The following is a 24,989-nucleotide window of genomic DNA, read 5'->3' as shown; positions in this document are numbered from 1 at the left end:
GCGTCGGTGTTTCAACCGCGAGGGGGCTGATCCGCTGTCGATCATCGCTCGCCCTCGGCGGCATCGGGTCCGCTGGGGCTCGATCGCATTGGCTCGACGGCTGGATCGGAGGCGGCGACGGGGCCAAGGCCGAGCGCATCGAAGAAGCCGCCTTCCTCGCCCGCTCCGGTCATGAACTGCTCCGGACGAATGTCTCCCGTGAGCAGGCGCACGGCCTGATAGGTCAATTGCGCGAGATTGGGATAGGCCTCAACCCCGCTGGCGACGATCATGCGCTGCTGGCTGCCGCGGCGTATGATCATCGTCGTCGGCGTGATCTCGATCCCATAGCGGCCGCTCAGATCAGGGCGCCGGTCAAGGTCCATCAGCGTGACCTGCCAGCCCATCTCCTCCTGAAGTCGCTGGACGATCGGCCACTGCACCCGACAATATCCGCACGTCGTCCGACTAAACATCACAAGCGCGAACTCGCCGGCGTGAGAACGCAGATAACGCCGTCGGGCGTCGTCCTTGGCGCCCGCGAGTTGGTCGCGCGCCTCGCCGACCATCGGGTTCGCCGATTTCGAATTGAGCTCGGGATGCTGGAGCATCGCGATCTGGGTGACACCAGCGAACGCGCGCGCTTTGCGACGCGCAAAGTCCTCGAGCTTCCAGAAGTCCGCGACGGCCTCAATGGTCAGGACGGTGGCTGCATAATCGCGCTGGTCTTCGATGAGCTTGCGGATCCGGGGGGGCGACCAACGGGCCAGTTCTGGCATCGCAGGAATGACGGGCTTGGCAGGCTCGTGCGGCACAGGCTCGGGTTTGGGCAGCGCTGAATTCGGCGCATACCACCAATAACCCTGCTTGAGACGGTCCGGTGGCGTCTGCGCATCGGTTGCGGTTGCCAGGAGCACAGCCGCGATTGCGAGCGCCGCCCTCACAGCACCCGCTCCATCCGGATCAGCCGCCCGATCGAGACGGGGCCATAATAACGGCTGTCGAAGCTCGACGGGTGGCGCGATCCCACGAAGACCATACCGGCAGGGATCCGCCGCGCCCTTGGCCTGAAATGCGCGAGAGGACGGCCATCACGACCGATTGGCTTGCTCACGGCGAGCAGCCGGCCATTGCAATAATAATAGCCGTCGAGCTTCCCCGGCACGAACGACGGCTTCTCGACGAAATCGAGCCGATCGGCTGGCAAGCAGAGCGCATATTTGGTCACCGCTACGGGCTTGGGGCCGGCAAGCGGATGGGACAGCATGAAGGAGACGAGGTCGCCGCGGTGGATCACGCCGGGTGCGGATCGGATCGCCCAGGCATCGATGGATGGGCTCATCACCCAGGTCAGCTGCGGGATTGCCCACCACGTCGCCAATCCGATCGGCAGGACGATGCCATAGGCTTTCAGGAGCTGGCGCGGGCGCGGCGGCTGACCAAGTCCGGACGCGCCCAGCGCCACTGCGGCGCGCAGCGGCAGCAGCCTGATCTCGGGCCACGCACGTCTACCGAGAGACCAGGCGAGCCTGAGCATCGCGCACCTCCTCTCTCCCGCCGAGGCGGGCAATCTCGTCGAGCAGTCCGGTGAGCGCGGCATCGCCATATACGACGTGGGCGCCGCGCGGGCTCTCCTCGTCGCGTTCACAATAAGCCTGGGTTGGATCGCCGGGCACCATCGCGAGCGCCGGCACACGAGCCACGCCATGCTGTCGGAAGACGATCGGATCGACGATGACCTGCACGTCGCGCATCGTGCAGGCCGGGCCTTCGCAGCCGGGATCGACGCGCAGGATCTCGGCTGACAATTTTGCCATCGGCGCGACCTTCGCGAGACCTCCCGGCATGCCCCGAAATGCCATCACGCCCTTCGCCTTCGCGACTTGTGCCGCATAGGTCCGCAGCGTCGTCGTCGGCATCGATGACGACACGAAGAGAACGGGCACCCAGAGGGTCTTTGTCGGCGGCATTGTCGCTCGCGCCAGCGTCGTGACATCGGGCGCGTCGAGGCCGAGCGCCTGGCCGAGCCGTTTCGACATTGCCTCGCGTTGCCGGGCGAGATCGAGCCGCCCGGCATCCAGCGCGGCGCGCCCTCTCGTCTCCATCGCCTGGGAACGCATGCGGTGCTGCAGGGCCCGTGTTGCCTGAGCGAGACCCTGCGGCGAGAGCTGGGGAAGCGGGCCCGGCCGGGCATCGCGCTTTTTTGCCTTCACGATGGCGCCCCGCAGCCTATCCAACGCGGCGTCGCCCTGGCGCGCGATGCTCGCGCCCGCGCCGCCCGGTGGAATTTGGGCTGTGGAATGATGCGCGAGCAAGACGCCGCCCAGCACAGCGACAGAAAGCGGCGCGCGCATCTCAGCGACCGACCGCATGCAGATAGGCATCGATCTTGCCCTTCATGTCGATCTGGACCTGGGATTGGGTGCGCGCCTCGATGTCCGAATAATATTCGGACAGATCGATCTTGCTGAAGTCGAGCGCCTGGAACTCCTCAGGCGTGAAGCCGCGGCACAGCGGGGTCTTGGGCGTCCCCCAGCCGATGCCGTTGAACGACTTGAGTTGCGGGCGCCCCTGCTCCTGCAGGATCCGGCCGAGCTTGGTGTTGAAGCAGCAATGGCCGCGCGCCTTCTGGAGGCAGACGCCGAGGATTTTCGAGATGCAATAGTCGCCGACCTCGTGGCACATGCCCGAGCCGCGCATCATGCCCGTGTCCATATCCTGCTGGTCGCAGCCCTGGAGCAGCACCTCGATCATGAAATTGACGGCGAGGCTGATCGCGATGGACGTCGGATCCAGCCCGACGATGATGGCGTTGGCGCCAGCGCTCGCCGCGGCGCTTGCGGTCGCGCCCGCCTGATAGGCGGTGTACGCCGCTTTCATGCCGGTGAAGACGCCCTTGGCGACCGCGATCTTCGTCGAGAGCGACAAGAGAGACGAGCCCATGCCGTCTTTCACGATCTCACCTTTGTCCTTGCAGCAATTCTGGAAGCTGGTCTTGAGGCCTGCCGGGCGGCATCGCACCGCGCGGCCGGCGAAGATCATGATAGTGGCGGTGCAATTTCCGTCGGCATCTATCGCCCCGTCGGCAGGAATGCCTGGATCGTCGACGGCCAACTCGTCCTGAATCGGGTTGGCGTTCGTATCGATGCAGGCATGGGGTGAGCAGGTCGGCGGGCCACCCGAAGCGACGACGTCGCAGTTATGGTCCGGCCCATATGGGCAGACATAGACACCCGAGCCGTCGAGCGTGCAGGCTGTCTGCTGGATCGGACACTGCGCTGTTCCCGACGAGGTGGCCACGCACGCAGCGATTTCGCCCGGATCAGCGGCATCCCCATTGCCGTTGAGATCGGCCGCGCACAGCAGGTCTGCCGCCGGACTCCGTGCAGGGCTCGCCGGAGCAGCGAAGGGTGTCGTCGGAACTGCCGGCGCCGCCGCAGCCGCGATACCAATCGGTGTCGACGCGCGCGCCGCAGGGAATAGCGCTAAGGCCACTCCTGGAAGAGCTCCGCCAGTCATGGCCATGAGGATCAACGAAGTCCTCACCTGGCGCGCCAGACCGCTCATTGCGTGGCGCTCGTGCAGACCATGTCCGCGCCCGCCAGTCGAACCGACTGCATCATGACGACGGCTTCGGGAAAGTCATCGAGACAACCACAGGTACTGACGACTTGCTCGCCGGGGGCGGTCGGGCAAATGCTTCCCGGCAAGCATGCATGATAGAATATGTCCCAGCCGCTGGGATCATTCTGCTGCGCCCCCACGACGCCCGCAGGCGCTGCGGCCGTGCTGACATGAGGCGCCCGCGTCTTGCAGATGGCCTCGCACGCCGGGACCGATCCACGATCCGGCAACGCAAAGGCGCGGCTCGTCTGCCTGACCTCGCCGCTGGCGCTGCGGGTCTGGTCAGCGAGCACGGTCTCGGTCGAGTGATCGATAATATAGGCGCCGCGGCTCAGATCGGGCTGGGGCGGGTTGCCGGTGTCGACGACGCAGACGTAAGTCCGGGCGCGCAGGAAAAAGTCGCGCGTGAGCTGGACCGCGCAGCTGTCGCTGCCGAACATGCGCGTGGAGGTGAGCGGCCGCAGGCCCGTGCCGACGCCGTTGCGAAACGTCGTGACGCCGTCGACATCCTCGTCGCGCAACCGGCAGGCGGTGTCGGCCGCATAGCCGGAACAGAGATCGACCAGTCGCTCGGCTAAGTCGCAGCGCAGATCGACGCGGACTTCGAGGATCATATAGCCCGTCTTGTTCGCGCCGGTCGCGCGGATCCGGGCGTCGACCGTAACCGCTCCAGACTTCAGCGCCGGCGTGAAATCATAATCCGGCGCTGCGTGGTAAAGGTCGCCGACGCCGCAATCCCCGCTGGGCAGCGCGTTGGTGAGCCACGGCCGCTTGGCGGCATAGGCAACGGGTTGGCCATCGATACGTGCCTGGAGCCAGTCGGCGGTATGCAGCTCGACGATCTTTGCCGACACGATCCGCTCCGGCTTGTTGGCAAGGAAGCGAAGCGCGAAGGTCGGGGGCGGGTTGTTGCAGCTGCCGGTGCCGCCCACGCGATAGCGGCGGCAGTCCGCGCCGCAGCTGGCGACGCTCTGCACCGAGCCGGATATGCTGACGATATCGTCGAACGTCGCCGAGGTGAGCGTGATCTCGCGCTCGACCGTGCACTGCCGTGCTTGCTCGACCTTGCCGGAGCCTGCAGGCGACGCGGCAAGCGCCTCGAACACGCGATTGCCCACAGTCATCGCTGCGGCATCGCCCTGAAGGGCCGCCGGCGCCGCGCGGTAGGCGGTCTGATTTAAATCTGGGCTCGTCGCGCACGCCGTCGATTGGGCGCCGACATAGGCGATCGTCGGTCCGCTGATCTGCGCCTCGGCAACTCCGATACGAGGATCAGCGGTGGTCAGCGCGGCAACCATGCCGCCGCCCAGATCTTTGAGGATATCGGGCATGTTGGCCCAGGCGAGGTTGGTCCCGCAGCTATTGTTGATGCAGTAGCAGCCGGCGAGCTGCGGCATCTCGACCTCGGCCAGTTTCAGCGCGTGGCCGGCGTCGAGCCCCCATTCGAAGTAATGGCACTGGTTCCAGCTTCCGGGGTGGCACGAGACCACGCCGTTGGCGCAGATGCCTGAGATGTTCTGGCTGAGGCTCTGGATCCGGTCGAAACTGCCATCGAAATCGGTGTCCTGCGATATGTGCAGGTTCGCGAGGTCACCCGTCGATGCTGGCTGCGCAAGGATTTCGAGCAGGGTCCGGGTTTTCCGGCAGGCGAGCGAAGGCGCGAAGCTTCGGCTGCCGTCCACCGTGCTGATCATTTGTCCGCTCAGGCCCGGCGTCAGATAGTTGCTGCGCAGAGCATCGCTGGAGCCGCTCCGGGTGGCCGCCGCGGCCGCTGCGGCGCGCGCGCGATCTTCCACCGTCTGCGCACAGAGCGGCTGGCTGATGCACGTGCAGAACAGGGCGATCACCACCGACCGCCTCATTGCCGGGGACTTGCGGCGATCGGCCGGTGCGCTCGGCTGCCGCGTCCCAATCGAAACAGGTCGGACGCCGGCAAAGACGGTTCGATCGACCAAAGCAGGCGAAATGCCGCCTGTTGATCGAGGGTGGTCAGCGCGGCCGCCGCCACGACGCGGGCGAGGGGGGCTCGTCGCTGCGCCGCTATACTCGGGGCGGCCGCGCTGACCGGGGGTGGGACGGCGTCCTGGGGGGAGGTGGACGCCGCCCCGGTCTCGCGCCGCTCGCGGCAGCCATTATGGCTGTGGCGGGCAGACCGGTCATGGGACCGGAGCGACGCAGGACAGGGAGGAGGTGAGCGCTTACTGCGCGGAAATGCCGGCACAGCAGATCACCTTTTCGAAGAGCATGAATTGCGCATTGTCCTGGCCGGGCGCGTGAATGGCCGACGACCAGAGCGCGCCGGGCCGGCCGACATTGACGCACGAGCCGCCTTTGACGGGCTCCATCAGCTGATATTTGTAACGGGACTTGGTCCAGATCGGCGCGGGCTTGAACGAGCAGCCATCAGCCGAGCTGATAGTCGCAGCACCCAGCCGCCCCATCATATAGGTGCCGCGCGCGGCGAGCCCCGCCCAGGCCTCGACCGAGTCATCGAAATGGATGTCGCCTGCGATCGGGTAGGTCGAACCCCAACTGCCCATGCACCAAAACAGCGGGTCGATGACCTTGCCGGCCGCCGCCGCCGCACTGTCCGCCATACAGGCGAGACCGGCGGCAGGATTGCCGAACAATATGCCTTCAGGCTGGATGATCGCCCCCAGGGTGCCGGACTGCCAGGTCGGCAGCACTTCAGTCATTAAGGCGACATCGAACCCGTCATCCTCCAGGCAGGGGAGATCGGTGAACATGTCGAGCATCGCCCAGACGGGCGCGATGTAATAATGCATCTGGGCGAACATCTTGCGGGTGTTCGTGCCGTCCGCGATGCCCGACTGGCTGCCCTGGAGCCGGCCGTGGGTCGGCAGAAGGTCAGTCCCCAACGCCATCATGCAGCCGGGCTCGGTCACGACGTCGATCATGCGATTGGGCGACCAGAAACTGACCTTTACCCCGAACCAGACGCTTGGGCCGTTGCGGCAGGCGCATAACGGCTTCGACGAAGACTGCGCGTCCAGCTCCGTCGAGAGTTTGTCGAACGTGCCGACGCGCACGCCGCCGATCGTGATCGGGAAGATGCACGTCCAGCGGACTTTGGTGACGGGGTTGAAGACAGCGCCCGCCGGGCAGGACGAGGCCTGTGCCGGCGTGAGCGGCGCCAGCCAGAACAATATGGCGGCAGCGATCACCCTTGGGAGTGAGGCGAGCCAATTCATCACATCGCTCCGGATGCTTTTGGCGGCTTGATCTCGGACAGTTCGAGGGCTTGGCCGACCTGCCGTACGACGACGGGCGCGACGCTCAGTCCAAGCCGCACTTTGACCCGGTCCTCGAGCAGGAACAGGGCGCGGCCGACCCGGCTACCCAGCGCGATCGGGTCAGGATTGGCTGCTCCGCCACCCGCAAGGAGGATCCAGTCGGTGGGGCTCGCAGTTCGCAACGCCCAGTCGAGTTCGGCCGCATGGACGATGACCAGCCGCTGCGGCAGCGAGACATAGGCCAGCGGATTGAACGTGTAGCCCTTGCGGAACAGCACTCGGCCTTCGGGCAGGACGATATCGGCATCCAGCGTGTAGAAGGGCACGACCTGGCGCGTGCGGGTTGTCACGACGGGGCCAAGGCTCGCGGCCTTCATCGCCGACCAGCCCGACCGCGGCCCGAATTTCGGCGCCAGATCTCTGGGCAAGGCGGCTGCCTTGGTCTCGATCTCGGTCAGCGCGTCCGGCTCGGCAATCGGCCAGGTCCGGCCGATCGTCGAGGTCGCGGCTGAGGCCGCAGTGCCGCACGACAACGACCATGCGAGTGCTACCATAGCCGCAAGGCCGTGCCCCTGTTCGTGGCGTCTATAGCGGGCGATCCGGTCAGCCATGGCGACGGCCTCCGAGAGGCTCTGGTGGCGACGGCGGCTCACCTATGATCGCGGCGACGAGCGCGACGGCGGCAATCACGGTCACTGCCGCGATGAGGGTCAAGATGATCGTGCCGCGGGGCGCGCAGCTGCCGAGCACGAGTCCCGCCTGGACGAGGAGCAGGAGGTGGCTTCCGACGAGCAGACGCGCAGTCGAAGGGGCCGGTTGAGGCGAGAGGATGCCCCTCATGGTCGCCACCACCTCTGCACACGCGACAGCAGCAGGCCGGTCACCGCGCTGAGGCCGATCAGCAGGGCGCCGGTCAACAAGCATCCGGCGCCGACGACCGCCGCGCCGCGCATGACGAGTCCTTTCGGCTGGTCGAGCGCGAGCCCGGCGGCCAGGACGAGGCTCGTCATGAGGAACGTCTCGATCAGGACCAGACGCAGGCGCCAGTGGATCGCATCGGCCTCGGCGCGGATCGCGACGCGCGCTTCGATTATCCGCTCGAGAGCGGCGTCCTTTGACGGATCCAACGCGAGTTGGTCGGGATGGGGCTTGTGCGCCATCGCGGTCACGCCGCTGCCTGCCGAGTTCGGCCAAGGATCTCGGCCGGATCGACACCGGCCAGTTCGCAGACTGCTTCCAGCGGGGATCGACCCGCCTGCAATTTCGCCTCGAACGCCGCGACCTCATTGGGGGCGCTCGTATTGATCCAGTAGGAGAAAGGATCGACGACGAGCCTGGCGATGCCGAGCCCAAGCGGAGAGTCGATGAAGACTTCGGAATAATAAGGCTTCGAGTTGCGGACCGACTTCAGCAGGTCGAGCACGAACCCCGAATAATCGAGGATCTTGTTCTCGACCGCTTTGTCGTAGGTCGAGCCCTGCAGAAGGAACCGCGTCGCCGCATTCTCGAGGATGACCTGGCCTGTGCCGCCGAACAGCATCAGGTCGTTCATCGACTGCAGGACGATGCCGAAGCTGCCCTGATATTTGCGCGCGCGGCGGTAGCCCTGCCCGAAGGCTTCGGCGAGGCGCGAGAGATCCTGGCCCTCGCTTTTGGTCATGAACTGCGCGGCTTCGTCGCACAGGACGAAGCGCGGGCGATCGCGCGCCGAGAGGTACAGCTCCTGGGTAACGGCGTTGACCACCACCATGACGATGACGTTGAACAGGTCCGGCATCGCCTTCAGGCGCTCGAGCTCGAGCACGACGAACTCGTCCTGGCTGATGTTGAAGGTCGACGGCCCGTTGAAGAAATGGCCGTAAGCGCCCTCGCTGCCGAAATCGCGCAGGTTGAAGGCGAGCTCGCGCGCGACGGGGACAAGATGGTCGACCCGGTCGAGCTCGGTCGTCGTCAGATCGGGATAGGCGCCGAGCCAGGCGCGAACGGCGTCGATCCCTTCCTCGGCATGGCCTTCGCTGATCGTCCACTGGACCGCGGACTTGAGCAGATTCCATTCCGACGTCGACACGCCCTTGCGCGTGGCGGCATTTGCCATCTCGGCGACGATCGCGACCGCCATCGAAATCGCCGACTGCTGGTCCTCGCCATCGAGCGCGAAGCCCATGTCGAACGGGTTGAGCACGAGCCGCTCTTCGCCGACGTCGATATAGCGACCCGAGCAAAGCGTGCAGAGCTTGCGATAGCTCCCGCCGATATCGATGATGCGAATGAGTGCGCCTTGCGCATAATATTGCTGGCACAGATTGTTCAGCAGGAAGCTCTTGCCGGCACCGCTTTCGGCCGAGACGATAAAATTGTAATTGTTGATCCGGGGATCGAACAGGTCGAGCGTGACGAGCTGGCCCTTGCGCCCGGCATAAAGGAGGGCAGGGCGCCCGCCGCCGCGGAAGTCGGTCTGGATCGGCGTCATCAGGACTGCCGCCTTCACGGGGACGCGGAAATCGCGTTCGAGCATCCGCATCGTGCGCGTGTCGGGATAGAGACCGAACGGCAGGCTCATCGGCAACAGGATGGGATTGAGGTAGCTTTCCTCCTGCATCATGAAAGGCAGGGGCTCGCTTTCCCATAGGCGCTTGGCGCGCGCCGACATGTCGCGGGCATGCGCGGCGTCGCGTCCGAACACCCAGACCGTTGGAATGACGCGGACGAACTTGCTGTTGCCGGCCTCGTCGAGGATCCAGCCAATCTCCTCGATCTGCTTACCGACCTCGACCGCAAAGCTGCCGGCCGCTTTCTGGGCTGATAGGACCTGCGCGCGCTTGTGGATCTCGAACGCCGAATGATCGAACAGGATGTTGAGCGTGTAGAGGAACGGGCCCCCGATCTGGTCGCTATCCTCGGCACTGCCCCGCATACCGCCGGTCAGCCGATTGGCGCGCTCGGCCGATATGCGACGTGCGGGCGACTTGGGCGTCAGGCAGCGCGCGACCTGATTGCCGAGAATGACCTCCGGCCCATCGAAGATCAGGTCGGGTCCCGCATCGATGATCTGCTTGCGGATCGGGGGCGCCGAGCCATCTGCCGACAGGCTCGCGTGGAACACGCCCGGGGCGCTTGCGAACACGCCGTTGAATATCCGCCGGTAGAAGGCGATCACGGCCTCGGGCGCCAATTTCACGATGCCGAGCTTATCGAGTTGCTCCTCGATCTGGCGCTTGAGATCGCGGGGCATCGGGCGCCGCGTCTTCACGGACAGGATCGTCCGAAAGTCGCGCAGGGGTATGCCGTGGAGCGCACCGAGACCGTGGCGCCCGCCACGCAGATAGTCGGCGGTCCGCCGCGCGGACGCCTGGATCAGCGGGTCTGGCCGCGCCTTGAGGTCGAGGAAGGCATCGAGCGCAGCATCGATCTGCGGATCCGCAAAGCTGTGGATCTGGAGGACGGTGCCGGCTGCGAAGTGGATGTTGAGCAGGCCGAGCAGGGCCTGGTGAACGTGCGCGAACATATAGGCCGAGGGCACGAGCTCCCACGCATAACCGAAGCCATCGTCGATGCAGAGGAAGGCCTCTTCGCCCTCGTCCCAGGCGACCATCGGCAGGAAATCGGAGAAGCGATCACGCGCGACGCTCTGACGCAGCCGCGCAAGTGTCAGCCCTCCGCCATGATGCGCTCCGAACGCCATCATGGCTGCGGCTCCGCATTGTCGGCGGCGGGCGTGTACTCGGTCGGCTTGTCCTGGACCTGACCCAGCACCGGAGCGGTGGCCGCGGGCGAGACCGGATTGACCAGATAGTCACCGACGACCCAGCTCGGCGCTTCCAGGATCGAATAGACGTAGCGCGGCATGTAGAGCCGGTCCGGCCGCTGCCGATCGGCATAAGGCAGGATCAATGTTCGCACCGTGCGGGGTGATCTCAGCATCGGCGTGACCGGCGCGTCAATCAGGCCCTGGAGCTCGCGGTAGACGCTGTCGCGGTAGCCGACGAATGCCGTCGCCGGCGGCGCATCCGCCTTGTGGTGAGCCGCGTCGGTGCCGCTAGGAGCTGACGCCTTTTCCCCGTCACCGTCGCGAAGAAGCTTGCGATCGTTGGTGACCCGAGGGTCTGAATGCGATGCGCGACCGGCGACAGCGTCGGCATAGGCCTCGTCCGGATGGATGCATTGTCCGTGGTCTTCATTCTTGCAGCTGAACTTCTCGGAATAAGGCGACATCATCGATCCGACCGTCGTGCAGGACGGCAGCAAAGTGAGCGACGACAGGAGCGCAAGGCCTCGCAGCGCGGGGTGCATGCGGCCGCGATAGGGACGGCTTTCCATCAGAATTTGCTCCCCGCCGATGGCTTGATCTCGAGGGTGACGCCCTCCTGGATGACCACGACCACGTCCTTGGCAGCGCCGACCTCGACGATCGGGCCGGCCTGGCGGGCCAGGTCGAGATAGAAGTCGGTCAGCTTGTCCGATGACCGGCCAAGCCCGCCGGCGATGCCCGTTTTGGCCGCGTCGCCAGCGTCGAGCGTGCGGACCGTGCCCAGCGCCGAGGTCGAGGTCTGCCCAAAGGTATTCTCGACCGTCTGCGCCATGCCGCTCAGCGTGCCGGCGATGAAAGTCCGCGCCAGCGCCGCGCCGGCGCGGGTCACGACCTTGCCCGAGAGGCCCTTCTTGCCGTCCGCATCGACAAAGAAGCCTTTGACCGGCTGGTCGACGACCGAATGCTCGTCGAAATCGACGCAGCTTAACGACACGAGCTGAATCTCCACGCGCTCCTTCGCGAGGCTGCCCGTCGCGTTGCCGATGACGAAGCAGCCGGAGAGGTTCGCCTTGACGTCATTGGGCAGTACCGCCGGCGCCTGGACCCGGGCGATGATCGGCTCCGGGTTGGACGTCGCGTCGCGGCTGGCGAGCGCGTCGATCCCCGTCAGCAGTCGCGCCTTCATGAAACCAGGCGGCAAATAGATCGTCCGACTCTTTTTTTTGGAGCCGGTCCCGGTGCCGGGGGCGCCCTCCTTAGGGACCATCGGCGTGGTCGCCTGCCCGATCGCGCCGACGATTTTCTCGACGGGCGGCGGGGGCGGGGCTGGCGGCGTCAGCGCGCCCGGGGGTGGTGGCGGCAGGCTGCCGTCCGCACTGGCAATCTCGGCGGGCGATGGTGGGATCGGCAGTTCGGGCGGGCTACCCGGCAGGGCGGGCGGCAAGGGGCCGTCATCACTCGCCAGAGGCGAGCCGGACGGTCCGTGTCCCGCAAGCGGCGTCTTGCCTTCCTCGATCGCGGTCACCCGCTCGCCGAGCATCTGCTGGCCGTCGAGCACCTTGCGCAGATCGCCGCGCAACTTCACTTCCAGGCTGTCGCCGCGAAGGCCTGCACCCATGTCGAGTTTGGATGCGGCCGGTGCTGTCTCGACCGGAGCGTCCGAACCGCTCGCGGAATAAAGACCGTAACCGAGTACTGCGATCGCGGCCGCAACGCCAACCTGCTTGGCGCGCAGTTGCTGGGTCGAGGTCAGGCGTGCCCATCGCGCGCGCAGCGTCTCCGAGCCGACAGCCGGGGAGGCCTCGCCGGCATCGGCCTGCGCGCGGGGCGCGCCGGGCTCGAAATCGCCGCGGTCGCGGTCGTCGTCGTCTGGGTTCATTGCCCACCTCCGCGACGAACGATGATCAGCCGCGCCGTGTCGCCGGCGCGCAGGTCGATTCGATCGAGCGTGACCGTGAAGATGTGGGCGCCGAGCGAGGACAGCAGGAATGCGCGCTCATCGAGCAGGTGCGCGGTGCTCGCGCGCACGAGATACTCGCTCGCCGATAGGCCCGACCCATTGACCGAGATGCGGCGGCGCTCGCGAAGGAGCAGCTCGGGATAGGCCGGGAGCATCAGCTCATGCGCGGCCGGCGCGACTTCAGAGAAGCTGGCCGGAATCCGGTCCTGCAGCATCGATAGCGTGATCGAGACCGCCCGCTCTTCCTCGACCAGCGGCCCCAGCAACTCGCTGTTGGCTCGGGCGCGCTGGACGGCGCCCGGCACGAGAATGACGGTCTGCGCCGGGATGTCGGAGGGCTCGGCATAGAGCGGATAGACCGCGCCATTGCAGGTGATGAAGAATTCCGACGGTTCGGTCGCGAAGGTGCGCGTGGCGATCCCCTCGCTGTCGATCTCCTTCACCAAAAACTTGATCCAGGCATCGGCGCCGCCGCGCTCGACCGCGATCGCCTTCTCGGCCGAATATTTGACGTCCTCGATCTCGCCGCCCTGACAGACGACATGATTGAGATCGTGATTGGACAGGCGCAGGCTGCTTGTCTGGTCGGGCAGCGCGGTGATCGGCTGGGCGATCGTCGCGACCGACGGGATGAAAGCGACGAGGGCGCCGAGCAGCGCCAGCCTGACGCGAGTGCGCCGGGGGGCGGCGGCATCAACGATCGGCATCGAAATTCTCCTCGTGCAGGGAGGTGAGCCAGAAGCGACCATTCTCGATTACGTAGCCAATCCGCAGATTGCCGCGGAATTTGCGGATGACGCCGCCGATGACGCGGACCTTCTCGATCGGCACGAGGATCGAGCTCGACGTCGTCATGACCGGCTGATCGGGTCGAATATAGCTCGCGATCGACAGCGTCGGATTGTCGGCAAGCTCGTCGAGGATCTGGTTCAGGCTGTCGCGCAGCCCTCCATAAGCGGAAGGGTGCGTGATCGAGAGCAGCTCCTGGAACTGGCGGTCTGCGGAGTAAGCCGAATAAGTGCCGGCGAGCGCGACCACGTTGCGCGTCATGACCCGCAGATAGGCGTCGGACGGCGTGCTGCCGGTCACATAGAGATCGCCGCCGGTGCCAAAGGGCACGACCACCGTCCGCTGGTTCTGGTTCGAGGTGTAGATGACGAGCCCGAGCACGGCGGTGATCCCGAACAGACCTAGGATCGCTGCCTTGAGCAGTCGGTTCTCCTCGAAGAGATTGGAGGATCCCTGCAGATAGCGATGGATGCCCCAGCTCGCCGGCTTGCCCAGCAGCGGGTCCGCCGCGACCGACGCGCGCTTGGAGAAAAGCATCTCGCGCCTCACTCGTAGAAGCGGGTCTGGGTCGGACCCGGATAATGACGGAAACGAAGCAGGCCCCAGCGCCAAGCGAGATGCGGGATGAACCCGCGCGGCTTGGTCCGCTTCCAAGGGATGAAAAGGAGAAGAGCGCCGAGCAAAGTCCAGCCGATCACCCCACCGACGATGACGGCGACGAAGATGGTCGACATGACCAATATGAACTCGTCCGAACCGAACCAGAGGATCTGGACGGGACGGTGAAGATATTGGGGCAGACGCTCGTCCAACGCTCTTCTCCTCCTGCTTCAAGACAGCCCGACCGAGCGGGTTGTCAGGATCCGGGACTGGAAGGCCCGGCTCGGGAGCGGGCACGGGCCGCCTCGCGCGGCCCGGCACCCGCGACGACGTCAGATCACCATCCCGAAGGTCTGGAGGATCGTGTCCGATTTGATGAGGCAGACCGCAGCGACGATGGTCGGGATGCCGACCATCACGTTCGAGAAGAGCCGCGAGACGCCGAACAGGAAGGCCGCGACGCCGCCAACGAAGCCAAGCGGTCCCTTCACGCCCTTGTTTACGACAATGTCGTAGATGTCATATCCGAGATCGCCGACCGCAGGCGCCGTGAATGCGTGCGCGCCGCCGCCGACAAAAGCGAATGCCGCCAACGGCACGCCGACATTGGCGACCGAGATGACGTGCCGACCGATTTTCCTGACCATGATGACTTACCCTCCGCTCGATGGGGAGCCGTCCGGCTTTTGCATGGCCACCCGCCGAAGGTTGGTGGCGGCCGACGGCGGCGTTGGACGGCTCCCCGTGGAGCGCGTCGCCATCGGTATTCGGGTCGCCGGCGATCAGCGCTTTGCTGGCACCGGAAGCTGCTCGGATGGTGCGGGCGGACCGCCGGAAAGCTGCGGAGCGACCGCAGCAATCCCGTGGGACTGGCGCGGCAGTTCGGCGGTCTTCTTCGGCTCCGCCAGGAACGCTTCGAGCTCGGCCTGCTGAAATCCCGACACGAGCCGCCCAGCGACAATGAGCGTCGGCGTGCCGGAAATGCCCATCGACCGGACGAGCGCTGCGTCGGCCTCGACCTTCGCGTGGCCTTCAGCGCAGGTCAGAAGTGTGGGCGGCGCATTGCCCGCGTAGAGCGCCTTGAACGCTGCTTGGCGGTCAGGTGCACACAATATGTGCTCGGCCTTGGCTGCCGCCTGAGGATGGATGCCGCTGACGAAATAGACCAAGCGCCGGACACGTTTTCCCTCGACCTCTTTGCTCGCCCAGAAGCGTTCGAGCGCCTGACAATAAGGGCAGTCGGGATCGGTAAACTCGATCACGGTCGGCGCATCAGCAGGGCCGATCGCCAGCGCCTTGGCAGGATCGATGCCGCCGAGCTTCTTGCGAACACTCGCTTCCTGCGCGAGTGCGGTCTGGTTCACCCCATTCTTGTCGTAGATTGCGGCGAAGAGGATGTGTTCACTCTCGGGCGCAAAATAGAGGACCTTGCCTCCGGCGATCGCCTGATAAAGCGGGCCCTTGACGGGTGCCGGCCCGAATTCCTCGAACTGCAGATTGCTGAAGCTCTGATGGAGCTTGGCCTGCGCGGCCGACAACGTCTGGGCGAGTTCAGCCTCGCTGCCGACAGGCTCCGCCAGCGACGGGCTCTGGGTTGCCGACGCAACCAGGCAGAAGGCCGCGGCGCGCGCCAGATGGAAGGACGTGCGCATCACCGACCACCCTTGGTCGCGGCGACCAGCGGTTCGCGCAGCGAGAGATCGATCCGCGTCGCGCTGCCGACACTTATCGTCGGCGAAGGTGTGGGTTGCGCGATGTGGAACGAGCCCTGGCGGGCAAATATCGCTCTTCGCGGCGCAGCCTTCTGCGCGTCTGACGTCGGACCCGGGGCTTGCGCGTGCACGGAGGCGAAGGCGACGATCGAGACCGCCAAAGCGAAACCCCATCGGTTCGATGCTGACATCAGCATTCTCCCATGTTGATAATGACCCCAGATGCGGTCATCACCGACGCGAAAGTGCCAACAAGAGCTCGGGATGATCGGACTGGCTCGTTGTACTCAGCGTCGATGTCGATGTGATGATCGGCGCGCAGGTGTGCCGACAAGGGCCAGGGTAGTGGCGCAGCCGCTGAAGGAACTCACCAGTCCACAACCGGCTCCCCGACTTCCTGTTCAGGCGTAGAGAAATCCCGTTGGATTACAGCTTTTGCTTTGAGCGGTCGAATTAAACGAATCACCTACGATATTCTCGGAGATATCTTGAAGGATGTTTCGATACGCGACGACACACGAAGCCTCTGGACAATATGCCGCGAGTGGCGGCGACCATATCTACACGCGTTACGGACAAAGGCCACAAACGTCGCTACCGATGCTTGCTACGGAGAGACACAACGTTCTCCATTAGCTCATCAATTTCTAAATGAACCGTGATGTTCGTCGCCATAATGAGAATTGTTTGAATTGACGTCCCATATGTTTGGAGTCACGGCGCGATTGGACTGGAAAGACGAGCTCCGGGCGGGTTTCAGGGAGTCCTGGACATGGCCCTTCATCCTGTTGCTGAAAGTTATCGCCCGGAGAAAATAGAGCAGCTCAAATCTGTCTCCGGAAGAATGATCGAAGAGCGCCGAAAACGGGCTCGGATGACCCAGAGCCAGCTTGCCGGCCGCGTCGGTATCGGCGTTCGATGGTTGCGGGAGATAGAGTCGGGCAATCCAAAGTCCGCGATCGAAAACCATTTGCGGTGCGCCTTCGCACTGGGATTGAACGCATCGCATCTGTTCATACCGCTGATGTTTATGGAGAACGGGATGAAATTTCCGCTTCATCTGCTTCTCGACGACCCGTCCGATCTGAATCGGCGCTGCGTCGAGTTCATCGGGAATTACTATGTCGAAGCGGTCACCCGCCAGCTTCGTCCGACCAGCGGCGACCCTAGCCGCCTCGGTGCAGCCTGAACCGCGATGTCACCAGAGCCGGTCGCGGGGGAACGCGTCTATCGGCGGTTGCGCGACCTGTTGATGGGCGGCGCCTATCATCCGGGCGACCTGCTGCCGCTGCAGCGACTGGCCGACGAGCTTGGAACGAGTGTTTCGCCGGTGCGCGATGCGGTCCATCGCTTGGTGGGAGAGCGCGTTCTCCTGGCGGGCCAGGGTGGGGGCTTTAACGTTCCAATTCTGTCTGCGGATGACGTCTGGCACCTCTATACGTGGCATGCCGAACTCCTGCGTCTCGCGCTTCGCGATCCTCTGCCGCCCGCTACCCAGGCGTCAATATCGACCACGATCGGCCAGAGTGATCATGCGGACGCGCTTGCGCACTCGAGCGCAAACCTGTTTGGTGCATTTGCGACAGCGTCGGGCAATGCCGAAATCATACATGCGATTGCGAACGCGTCCTTGCGTCTGCATGCGGCGCGTTTGTGCGAGCCGAAGTTCATCAAGGGCATCCGACAAGAGCTCGAGTCGATCGCGCATATCGCGAAAACTGGTCCGGCCGGCACTGTTCGCAGAGCTGTATCCGAATATCATCGGCGCCGTCTGCGCCGATCGGCACGGATTGCAAATGCCATCAAGGTCATCACAGGTGTCAGAACCAGTTTATAATATTGCCGATCTGGCGTTGTTGAACACGTCAATACATTAATGTCAGGACCATCGACATATACGGTCTCAGATCGAGACTATATAAGAGAGGTCTTTCGTCGGCACGGGCCTACCCTTCGAGCGTCGCAATCCCGCGGCCGGAAGGAAGCTTTCGATGAAAAACGATCATGCCAACGCCGATGACGTCCTGATCGATCTGGGATCGGTCACGAGCGAAACCAAGGGGCCTGGCGGCGTGAACGGCGATACCGCCGGTCAGCTCGGCATCGCCGGTCTCGACACCGAATGAAGGAGGTGGATGCGCCGGTTCGCCGGCGCATCCGCTTTTTGCCATGGCTTATACGCTTCGAGACGGGCTGCACTTTGCGCGGACCGGGGGGCGAACGATCTTCCTGGACGCACCCTGCAACCGCTATTTCTGCCTTTCCACGACGGCAGCAGAGGCGTTCGACGCCTTTCTGGCGGGCGCTTTTGTCGAAGAGGGATCGGTTCTTCTCCGCTCCGGTGTCCTCGTGCCCGACAGGTTCGGCTTCTCTTGTGAGCCCGCCCCCAAGATCGCGCGCGAAAGCCTGCTCGATCATAGCGAGAGCGATCGCAGCCGACCCGTCGATACGAGCTGCCTTTTGTACGAATTCGCGGTGGCGCGCGCGCGGATCACGTTGGCCCCTGGCCGGGCGTTGCGCGCCATGGTCAGGGATCGGATCCTCCGCATGCCGAACGGTGAGCCGGGCGGAGACCCACAGCGGGCAGCCCAAGCCTATTTGCGCGCGATCCGTGTTGGCGCATCGCACGACCAATGCTTCGCCTGGGGGCTGGCGCTCCTGCGTTTCTGCCGGAAGCGGTCCATTCCCGTCACCTGCATCATCGGTGTGTCGGCGCGACCGTTCCGTGCGCATTGCTGGGTCCAGAGCCGCGATCATCTTATCAATGATCGCTACGATCATGTGCGCAATTTCGAGCCGATCCTCTCTCTATGAAGGGCGAGCGCTATCTCATCGTGCTCGGCGCGGCGGGGATAGGGGCCTCGCAGCTGCTACGCATTCGAGCCGCGATCGATGGGGCGGGGCTCAGATGGTTGATCGACCGGTCGGACCTGATCTGCGCGACCGACAGCGCTCAGGTCCAGTCGATCGGCGCTCCGTGCGACGGCATGATCATCGGCGACATTTTTACGACTGACATGACCGCTCGCGGCCTGGCGGAGCTTCGCGCGACCGACGGCCTGGACTGCGCACGATCGGGCGGCGCGACGTTGATCGACGAGTATTGGGGAAGCTATGTCGCCGTGATCGCGGCGCAGAACGGTGGTCCATCCTGCATCGTCAGGGCCCCGCTGGGACGGCTTGCCCTCTATCATCTGCGCGACGGTGCGCTTCTGTACGCAGCGTCCGATGTGGACCTGCTGCTTCGGGCCTCCGCGCATCGCCCCGCGATCAATTGGGGCATGATCGACCGCCACCTCAAAGCAGACCAGCTTCGCACGCCCGAGACGGGTCTCGCCGGAGTGACCGAGCTGCTCCCCGGGTTCCGGCTGACCCCAGACGGTCGCGCCGAGATGCTCTGGGACCCATCCCGATATTATGCGCATCACAGCAATGATGACTATCGCGAGCTTCCCGCACAGATCCGTACGATCACCGATTTCTGCGTCGGGACCTGGGCCCAGCGATACGGCCGGATCGTGCTCGGCGTGTCGGGCGGTCTGGACTCGTCGATCATTGCCGCCTCGGCCCATGCGCAGGGCGCGCACCTGTCCTGTCTTACGCTGGCGACCTCGGACCCGGCCGGCGACGAGCGGGACTATGCCAAAGCACTGACCGATCATCTCGGGATCCACCTTTTCGAATTTAACGAGGATCCGGCCGAGATCGATCTGCACCGATCGGCGTCCGCGCACCTCCCGCGACCGGTTGCCCGATCGTTCGGACAAACGGGCGACCGCCACAATCTGGAGGTCGCCCGCGCCGAGGCCGCCAATGCTTTCTTCAGCGGGGCAGGTGGGGACAATGTCTTTTGCTATCTCCGGTCCGTGGCGCCGCTTGCCGACCGGCTGCTGGCGGACGGCATCGGCAGGCGAAGCTGGCGCACCGCGCTCGATATCGCAGCTCTCACAGGAGCGGGCGCTTGGGAGGTTTGCCGACGCGGCATCGCGCGTGCGCGACGCCGCAGGTCAGCCTATCGTTGGCCGATCGATGGATCCTTCCTCGCCGGGGCCAGCGATGAAGCTGCCGGCATGTCGCATCCGTGGCTGGAGGCGGCTTTGCACCTGCCACCGGGCAAGCAGAACCACATCGCCTTGCTCCTCAACATCCAGAACCATCTCGACGGCTATGGCCGCGAAGAGGTTTTGCCATGCATCGCGCCGCTCCTGTCGCAACCCCTGGTCGAGCTATGCCTGTCCGTGCCCAGCTGGGTCTGGCTCGAGGGCGGGCTCAATCGCGCGCCCGTACGCCAGGCTTATACAGATGCCTTGCCCGATCTGATTCTCGCGAGACACTCGAAGGGGACGCCTGACCCGTTCATCATCGAAATCTTCGAGCGCCACCGAGCGACCATTCGCGACATGCTGCTCGGCGGATTGCTCGCCGGCCAGGGCTTGCTCGACACCGAGGCGATCGAGCAAGCGACGCACGACGATCGACCGGTGCGAGATCTCGCCTATTTTCGGCTGATCAAACTGGTCGACGTGGAAGCATGGCTCCGATCATGGAGCGCATGAGACGCCGACCTGTTCGAGCCTGTCCGCCGGCGGCGCGCCGGGCATCTTTCGCCACCGGCCGAATTCGGCGTCGCTCGCCAGGCAGTGATCCTCGCGACGGCGGATCCAGAAATCGAACCAGGCCAGGTTGCGGCGGTAGATTGCCTGCCGGTGCGCGGGCTGCGTCTTCAAATGATATTCGTCGGGATAGATGTACATCTCGACCGGCTTTCCGGCCTGCCGCAGCGCCATGTAGGTCTCGACGCCGACGAGGATTTCATTGTCGCCGTTGGACAGCAACACGGGCGTTTTTACAGCTTCCGGGTGCAGCGAGATCGAGAGCGGCGCCCAACGCGCGCGCTCGGCATCATTCGCAAGCGGGAAATCCCATGCGCGCCGCTCGTCTGACAATGCGGTCCCGCCGAATATCATCATCACCTCCGGCTCCAGGCAGCAGGCGGACAAGGACGCTGCCTTGAACTGGTCGGGTTTCTGGACGAGCGCCATCTGTGCCGTCGTCGAGCCATCACTGAGGCCGCTGATACCGAGCGCGTTTGGATCGCCAACGCCCCGGTCGATCACGAGCTGGATGCCATTCTCGAGCGCCGAGAGGACGCTCCAGCGCTGGCGCCAGCCTTTGGTGCTTTCCCGCTCCGCCGCTGCCGGTGTCGACCAGTGTCCGCCCGGAATGTACGAATAATAGAGCTGCGGCATGTTGAAGCTGAGCACGGCATAGCCGCGCGCAGCGAATGAGAAGATCGGATATTCGTCGCCGGTTCCGCCCCGAAGCAGGCCGCGCGACGTATATTGGACGATAATCAGAGGGAGCTTCGTGCCCGTGCGATAGCCCGGTGGAAGCACGAGATCGCCGTAAATTTCGAAACCGAGATCGTTGCGCCAGTGGAGACGCTGCACCGAGCCCAGATCGAGATCCTGCCACTGCGGATTGGGGTCCCAGACCGTCCGCCAGCGGCCGGTCTGCTCGTCGATGCGAACGAGCGTCCGCGGCCTCTGCGATGCCTCGTGCAGGCAATAGATGCCCGTCGCGGCCGGCTGGCAGTCGATCAGGAGATCCGAAGTCTGGAGGATTTTCCTGATCTTCTCACCCGGTCGCCAGCGATAGAGCGCGATGTCGCCATCGGCCCAGCCGGTGCGTCGCATCCAGTAGACGGCGCCCCCGTCCGGCGACAGCCACAGCGCGGTGATGAAGTGTCGTAACGTCATGCCGATGCACGCATCGTCCTCGCATCGAACGCTCTTGCCGTCCTTGCCTTGCGACCAGATCCGGACCGGGCTCATGAAGTCGTTGCCATCCTCCTGTGCGGTCCATGCTTTTCGGCCCGCGGCTTCGGCCGCGAGCAGGGCGCGGGCCGCGCTGTCGAGGATGCGCGGCCCGCCGATCGATGCCCGTTCGTCTTCGGTGAGCGCCTGCGCCCGGCCGGTATCCGGATCGACCGCCTGAAACGCGAGGGGCAGATTGGCGCGCTGGAGCGGCTTGTTGCCGGTGTAGGTCGCGAAGCGTTCGTCGAAGAGATATCCGCTGCGCCCCTCGCGCTCCAGTTCGGAGGATGCCGCCGCCCGCCCGTCCCGGTAGCCGACCGCAAGCGCCTTGCCTTTGGCGAGCCAGGCCAAACGTTCCACATCGACGCCGGGCGCTGATATGCGATCTCGTTTTCCGGATTGAACATTGACCCGCCAGGCTTCGCTTATGGCGCCGACCCGCTTCAGATAAGCCAGCGAGCTGCCATCGGCCGACCATCGCGGCACGTTCTGGGCCGGGAGGCCACTGGGATTGGACAGGCCCCTGATCGTCGTCCGGCTGAGATCGGGCTGGCCGACGATGTCGAGAACCCGGCGGCGACCGGAGCCATCCGTGCTCACGACCATGACGACCTGACAATAAGCATTGGTCTTCGGGTCAGCTCTCGACAGCACGAACGCCGCCTCGCGGCCGTCGGGAGAGATGCTCATCACGCGGTCGAGGTCGGCAAGATGGGAGAAGCCCATGTCGCGCAGTCCGAGCAGATCATCGATCATGCTGGCGCGACGAACCGCTGCGCCGGGTCCTGGCAGCAAGTCGGCACAGGCTGAATCGCCGGCAAGAGCGACGGGTGGCAGCGACCATGCGGTCGGGGCATAGGCAGCGGCACAGGCCAGCGCCGCCATGAGGATGAGCGCCTTGATTAGCCTCACCATGACTTGGCGACCGTTAGGCTGACCAGGCGACCAAGCGGCGAATAATTGGTCGAATCATAGGGCGATTCATAGCCGACGCTCGTCGCGATCAGATCGGGCTTCCGATTGAAGACATTGTCTACGGCGACCGACAGCTCGATCCCGCCAATAGGAGAGCGGTTCAGCTCGAGGCGTGCAGCGAGATCGACCGTGGTCATCGAGCCCACCCGTACGGACGGTGTGGTGCGCCGGTCGGACACGCCGCCGGTATAATTGACAAAGCCACTGAGTGTCAGACTGTCGTGATCAAGCACGACGCCGCCTCGGCCACGCAGATGCGGGGGGTTGAACAGAACGCTCGCCAGCATCGTCTCCGGCTGGAGCGCGCTCAGCTTCTGGCTGCTGTGCAGGTACGAGCCGTTGGCCGAGAGTGTCGCCGACGTGGATGGCGAAAGATCGAACGCGTAACGGCCGAGCAGATCGATACCGTCGATCGCCTGGCGCGCGGCATTGGTGCTGTTGTTGTTGACGATCGCGACGACCTTGGTCGGGTCGTAAGGCGCGCCGGTGGCATTCGAGAAGAGCTGGGCCGCGCTGACCGCCGCGCTGACCGCGCTCACGCTCGGCGCCAGGCGGATCAAGTCCGCGTAGATCGGATTGCTGAGAGATTGTCTCAGGAAGGCGATCGGCGACACGACCCGATCGCGATATTTGATCCGGAAATAGCTGACCTCCAGGCTGGCTTTCGACAGGCTCGCGGGATGAAGCGCGATCGTTGCCGACGTCGTCGTCGCCCGCTCGGGCTTCAAATCGGGATTGCCGCCGACGAGATACAGCGCCTGCCCATTGGCCGGAAAACCGGAGCCCCCGAGCGTCGCAGGCGTCAGCAGGATCGCGTTCGAGCTGTTATATTGCTGGTAGAGGGTCGGCGCCTTGAAGGACCGACCCCACGAGCCTTTCAGCGTGACATCGCGCGTCGGCGACGCGATCAGGCCGAACTTTGGCGTAACGACCTCATCGAGGCCCGGATAGCGTTCATATCGCAGAGCCGCGGTTGCGCTGAGCGATTGCAGGAAGGCCAGATCCTGGTCTTCCGAGACCAGCGGCACACCGACCTCGCCGAACGCATAATAGGCCTTTTGCGACACCGAGATATTCTGGGCGGCGCCAACGCTCCGGTAGGCATGGAGGTCGTTGTTGCGGTAGCCGGCGCCTATGGCCACGCGAACGTCGCCCGCTGGCAGGCGGAGGAGCGGTCCGTCCGCCGCGACTTCCGCAGTGCTCGCCTTATTGCAGTAGCAGCCGATCGTGCGGCTGGAGACGCTGCTCGCGGCATATTGCGTGCCGTCGTAGCGGGATCGATCCTGACCATAGAGGCCGACCACGGACAGCGCCCAGCCTGCGCCGGGATCGATGTCCAACGAAGGCGATACGGCGAAGGATGTGCTCAGGAAGTGATAGTCCTGACCGCTCACGCGAAAGTCGCCCGCGGCGTTCAGCGCATAGGACCGATCGCTCCACCTTTTGTGATACAGGCCCTCGATGGTCAGCGTCGCGCGCTCGCCCAGCGACTGCGACCCCTTCACGAGCCCGCTATGATGTCTGAGATACGGCAGCAGCGTCAGTCCGGGCGAGCGGTTGCCGACAAAGTCGCGCTGATCGACGCGGACTGCCGTCGTGCGCGAGAACTCATAAGACCCGTAAATCTGGCCCGACGACCAGTGGCTGCCGGCGATCGCCGAATATTGCTGTGCGAAGTTTCCGCCGTCGGTCGAGGATCCAATGCGCGCCGACGAGCGAACGCCGTCGAACCGATTTCTGAGGAGGATGTTGGCGACGCCGGCGACGGCATCGGAGCCGTAGAGCGCGGAGGCGCCGTCGGCGACGATCTCGATACGGTCGACGGCCTCGAACGGGATCGTCGACAAATCGATCGCATTGTTGTTGAGATTGTAGGACAGGCGATGCCCGTCCAGCAGAGTCAGCGTGGCGTCCGAACCGATGCCACGCAGGTTCAGACCCGTCGCCGATCCGAGATTTTGACCGTTTGCTTCAGGAACGCCAAAGCCCACGCCCGAATTCTGCCCTCCGTTGAAATTCTGGGGAATGGTGCTGATAAAGGCTGTCAGCGATCCCTTGCCCGCGTCGACAATGTCCTGACGAGTGATGGTGATGACCGGCGAGGCCAGCTTTGCGCCGCGGAGACGGGTCCCCGTTACCGTCAGCGTGACCTCTGGATCGCTGCGCATGCCGGGCGGCGCTGTCGACGATGCGCTGTCGCGCCGCGTGATATAGATGGTGCCTTCGCGTATCTCGGCACCGATTGCTGACTTCTCGAGCAGGATATCGAGCGCCTGGCGGGTGGTGAAGCGACCTCGCAGGGGCGGGGCCTTCAATCCGTCGATCAGATCGCTCGGTGCGACAAGCTCCAGTCCGGCGTCACGCGCAATCGCAAGCAGCGAATATCTGAGATCCTGTGCTGCGATGTCGAAGCGATGTTCAACCGCCTGGGCTGCGCCGGCGCCGCTGGCCCCCAATGCAAGCACGGCCGCGCTGACAAACAATATCCGTCGATGAAACCGCATGATCTGCCCCCTGGCTCGACCCGCGATT

The 24,989-nt window shown here is 64.7% G+C and carries 24 protein-coding genes; 5 read left to right on the top strand and 19 right to left on the bottom strand.

Features of this window, described 5'->3' with window-relative positions; genetic code table 11:
- Nucleotides 1–41 precede the first annotated feature (41 nt).
- From Q4F19_RS13780 to Q4F19_RS13700, 17 genes are all read right to left on the bottom strand, one after another.
- Complete coding sequence (locus Q4F19_RS13780) at nt 42–896, bottom strand: conjugal transfer protein TraF (protein WP_303543480.1); 855 nt, start codon at nt 894–896, stop codon at nt 42–44.
- A 23-nt stretch (nt 897–919) separates the two neighbouring features.
- Nucleotides 920–1,516, bottom strand: coding sequence for a S26 family signal peptidase (locus Q4F19_RS13775; RefSeq protein ID WP_303543479.1), 597 nt, complete (start codon nt 1,514–1,516; stop codon nt 920–922).
- Nucleotides 1,488–2,333, bottom strand: coding sequence for a type-F conjugative transfer system pilin assembly protein TrbC (locus Q4F19_RS13770; protein WP_303543478.1), 846 nt, complete (start codon nt 2,331–2,333; stop codon nt 1,488–1,490). The genes Q4F19_RS13775 and Q4F19_RS13770 overlap by 29 nt, the downstream gene beginning before the upstream one ends.
- A 1-nt stretch (nt 2,334) precedes the next feature.
- Nucleotides 2,335–3,432 carry a conjugal transfer protein TraN gene (traN, locus tag Q4F19_RS13765; protein ID WP_431312407.1) on the bottom strand — a complete coding sequence of 366 codons (1,098 nt, stop codon included), beginning with the start codon at nt 3,430–3,432 and terminating at the stop codon, nt 2,335–2,337.
- A 110-nt stretch (nt 3,433–3,542) separates the two neighbouring features.
- Nucleotides 3,543–5,453: a hypothetical protein gene (locus Q4F19_RS13760; protein WP_341850192.1), complete on the bottom strand. Its 1,911-nt coding sequence runs from the start codon at nt 5,451–5,453 to the stop codon at nt 3,543–3,545.
- Nucleotides 5,454–5,801: 348 nt separating this feature from the next.
- Nucleotides 5,802–6,815, bottom strand: coding sequence for a TraU family protein (locus Q4F19_RS13755; protein ID WP_303543476.1), 1,014 nt, complete (start codon nt 6,813–6,815; stop codon nt 5,802–5,804).
- The gene (locus Q4F19_RS13750; RefSeq protein WP_303543475.1) at nt 6,815–7,411 is read right to left on the bottom strand and encodes a conjugal transfer protein TraW; all 597 of its coding nucleotides are present in this window, start codon (nt 7,409–7,411) and stop codon (nt 6,815–6,817) included. Before Q4F19_RS13750 ends, Q4F19_RS13755 begins: the two co-directional genes overlap by 1 nt.
- Before the next feature lie 282 nt (nt 7,412–7,693).
- Nucleotides 7,694–8,017, bottom strand: coding sequence for a hypothetical protein (locus tag Q4F19_RS13745; protein WP_303543474.1), 324 nt, complete (start codon nt 8,015–8,017; stop codon nt 7,694–7,696).
- Nucleotides 8,018–8,022: 5 nt separating this feature from the next.
- Complete coding sequence (locus Q4F19_RS13740; protein ID WP_431312403.1) at nt 8,023–10,542, bottom strand: TraC family protein; 2,520 nt, start codon at nt 10,540–10,542, stop codon at nt 8,023–8,025.
- Nucleotides 10,539–11,174 carry a TraV family lipoprotein gene (locus tag Q4F19_RS13735; protein WP_303543473.1) on the bottom strand — a complete coding sequence of 212 codons (636 nt, stop codon included), beginning with the start codon at nt 11,172–11,174 and terminating at the stop codon, nt 10,539–10,541. Before Q4F19_RS13735 ends, Q4F19_RS13740 begins: the two co-directional genes overlap by 4 nt.
- The gene (locus Q4F19_RS13730; protein WP_303543472.1) at nt 11,174–12,484 is read right to left on the bottom strand and encodes a TraB/VirB10 family protein; all 1,311 of its coding nucleotides are present in this window, start codon (nt 12,482–12,484) and stop codon (nt 11,174–11,176) included. The genes Q4F19_RS13735 and Q4F19_RS13730 overlap by 1 nt, the downstream gene beginning before the upstream one ends.
- The gene (locus Q4F19_RS13725) at nt 12,481–13,272 is read right to left on the bottom strand and encodes a type-F conjugative transfer system secretin TraK (RefSeq protein WP_303543471.1); all 792 of its coding nucleotides are present in this window, start codon (nt 13,270–13,272) and stop codon (nt 12,481–12,483) included. The genes Q4F19_RS13730 and Q4F19_RS13725 overlap by 4 nt, the downstream gene beginning before the upstream one ends.
- On the bottom strand, nt 13,259–13,891 hold the full coding sequence (locus Q4F19_RS13720; RefSeq protein ID WP_303543470.1) for a TraE/TraK family type IV conjugative transfer system protein: 633 nt from the start codon (nt 13,889–13,891) through the stop codon (nt 13,259–13,261). Before Q4F19_RS13720 ends, Q4F19_RS13725 begins: the two co-directional genes overlap by 14 nt.
- An 8-nt stretch (nt 13,892–13,899) precedes the next feature.
- The gene (locus Q4F19_RS13715; RefSeq protein WP_303543469.1) at nt 13,900–14,166 is read right to left on the bottom strand and encodes a type IV conjugative transfer system protein TraL; all 267 of its coding nucleotides are present in this window, start codon (nt 14,164–14,166) and stop codon (nt 13,900–13,902) included.
- Between the two features lie 120 nt (nt 14,167–14,286).
- Entirely contained in the window at nt 14,287–14,601 is a 315-nt protein-coding gene (locus Q4F19_RS13710) for a hypothetical protein (RefSeq protein ID WP_303543468.1), read from the bottom strand.
- Nucleotides 14,602–14,736: 135 nt separating this feature from the next.
- Nucleotides 14,737–15,606 carry a DsbC family protein gene (locus Q4F19_RS13705; protein WP_303543467.1) on the bottom strand — a complete coding sequence of 290 codons (870 nt, stop codon included), beginning with the start codon at nt 15,604–15,606 and terminating at the stop codon, nt 14,737–14,739.
- Entirely contained in the window at nt 15,606–15,857 is a 252-nt protein-coding gene (locus Q4F19_RS13700; RefSeq protein ID WP_303543466.1) for a hypothetical protein, read from the bottom strand. The genes Q4F19_RS13705 and Q4F19_RS13700 overlap by 1 nt, the downstream gene beginning before the upstream one ends.
- Before the next feature lie 581 nt (nt 15,858–16,438).
- Between Q4F19_RS13700 and Q4F19_RS13695 the strand changes: the two genes are divergently transcribed.
- From Q4F19_RS13695 to Q4F19_RS13675, 5 genes are all read left to right on the top strand, one after another.
- Nucleotides 16,439–16,855 (top strand): helix-turn-helix domain-containing protein, encoded by a 417-nt coding sequence (locus Q4F19_RS13695; protein WP_303543465.1) that lies wholly within the window; start codon nt 16,439–16,441, stop codon nt 16,853–16,855.
- Between the two features lie 6 nt (nt 16,856–16,861).
- Nucleotides 16,862–17,503, top strand: a complete 642-nt coding sequence (locus Q4F19_RS13690) for a GntR family transcriptional regulator (protein ID WP_303543464.1) — start codon at nt 16,862–16,864, stop codon at nt 17,501–17,503.
- 154 nt (nt 17,504–17,657) lie between these two features.
- The gene (locus Q4F19_RS13685; RefSeq protein WP_303543463.1) at nt 17,658–17,792 is read left to right on the top strand and encodes a benenodin family lasso peptide; all 135 of its coding nucleotides are present in this window, start codon (nt 17,658–17,660) and stop codon (nt 17,790–17,792) included.
- Nucleotides 17,793–17,835: 43 nt separating this feature from the next.
- Nucleotides 17,836–18,480, top strand: coding sequence for a lasso peptide biosynthesis B2 protein (locus tag Q4F19_RS13680; RefSeq protein WP_303543462.1), 645 nt, complete (start codon nt 17,836–17,838; stop codon nt 18,478–18,480).
- Complete coding sequence (locus tag Q4F19_RS13675) at nt 18,477–20,222, top strand: asparagine synthase-related protein (RefSeq protein ID WP_303543461.1); 1,746 nt, start codon at nt 18,477–18,479, stop codon at nt 20,220–20,222. The genes Q4F19_RS13680 and Q4F19_RS13675 overlap by 4 nt, the downstream gene beginning before the upstream one ends.
- Here the strand turns inward: Q4F19_RS13675 and Q4F19_RS13670 are convergent.
- Together Q4F19_RS13670 and Q4F19_RS13665 are read right to left on the bottom strand one after the other, a co-directional pair.
- The gene (locus Q4F19_RS13670; protein ID WP_303543460.1) at nt 20,208–22,397 is read right to left on the bottom strand and encodes an Atxe2 family lasso peptide isopeptidase; all 2,190 of its coding nucleotides are present in this window, start codon (nt 22,395–22,397) and stop codon (nt 20,208–20,210) included. The genes Q4F19_RS13675 and Q4F19_RS13670 overlap by 15 nt on opposite strands.
- Nucleotides 22,391–24,961, bottom strand: a complete 2,571-nt coding sequence (locus Q4F19_RS13665; RefSeq protein WP_303543458.1) for a TonB-dependent receptor — start codon at nt 24,959–24,961, stop codon at nt 22,391–22,393. Before Q4F19_RS13665 ends, Q4F19_RS13670 begins: the two co-directional genes overlap by 7 nt.
- Nucleotides 24,962–24,989 lie beyond the last annotated feature (28 nt).

Origin of the sequence: Sphingomonas natans (assembly GCF_030546695.1) — a bacterium.
Lineage (GTDB): Bacteria > Pseudomonadota > Alphaproteobacteria > Sphingomonadales > Sphingomonadaceae > Sphingomonas_I > Sphingomonas_I natans.
The sequence above is the reverse complement of the archived record's forward strand: the minus strand, read 5'-3'. Positions and strand labels throughout refer to the sequence as shown.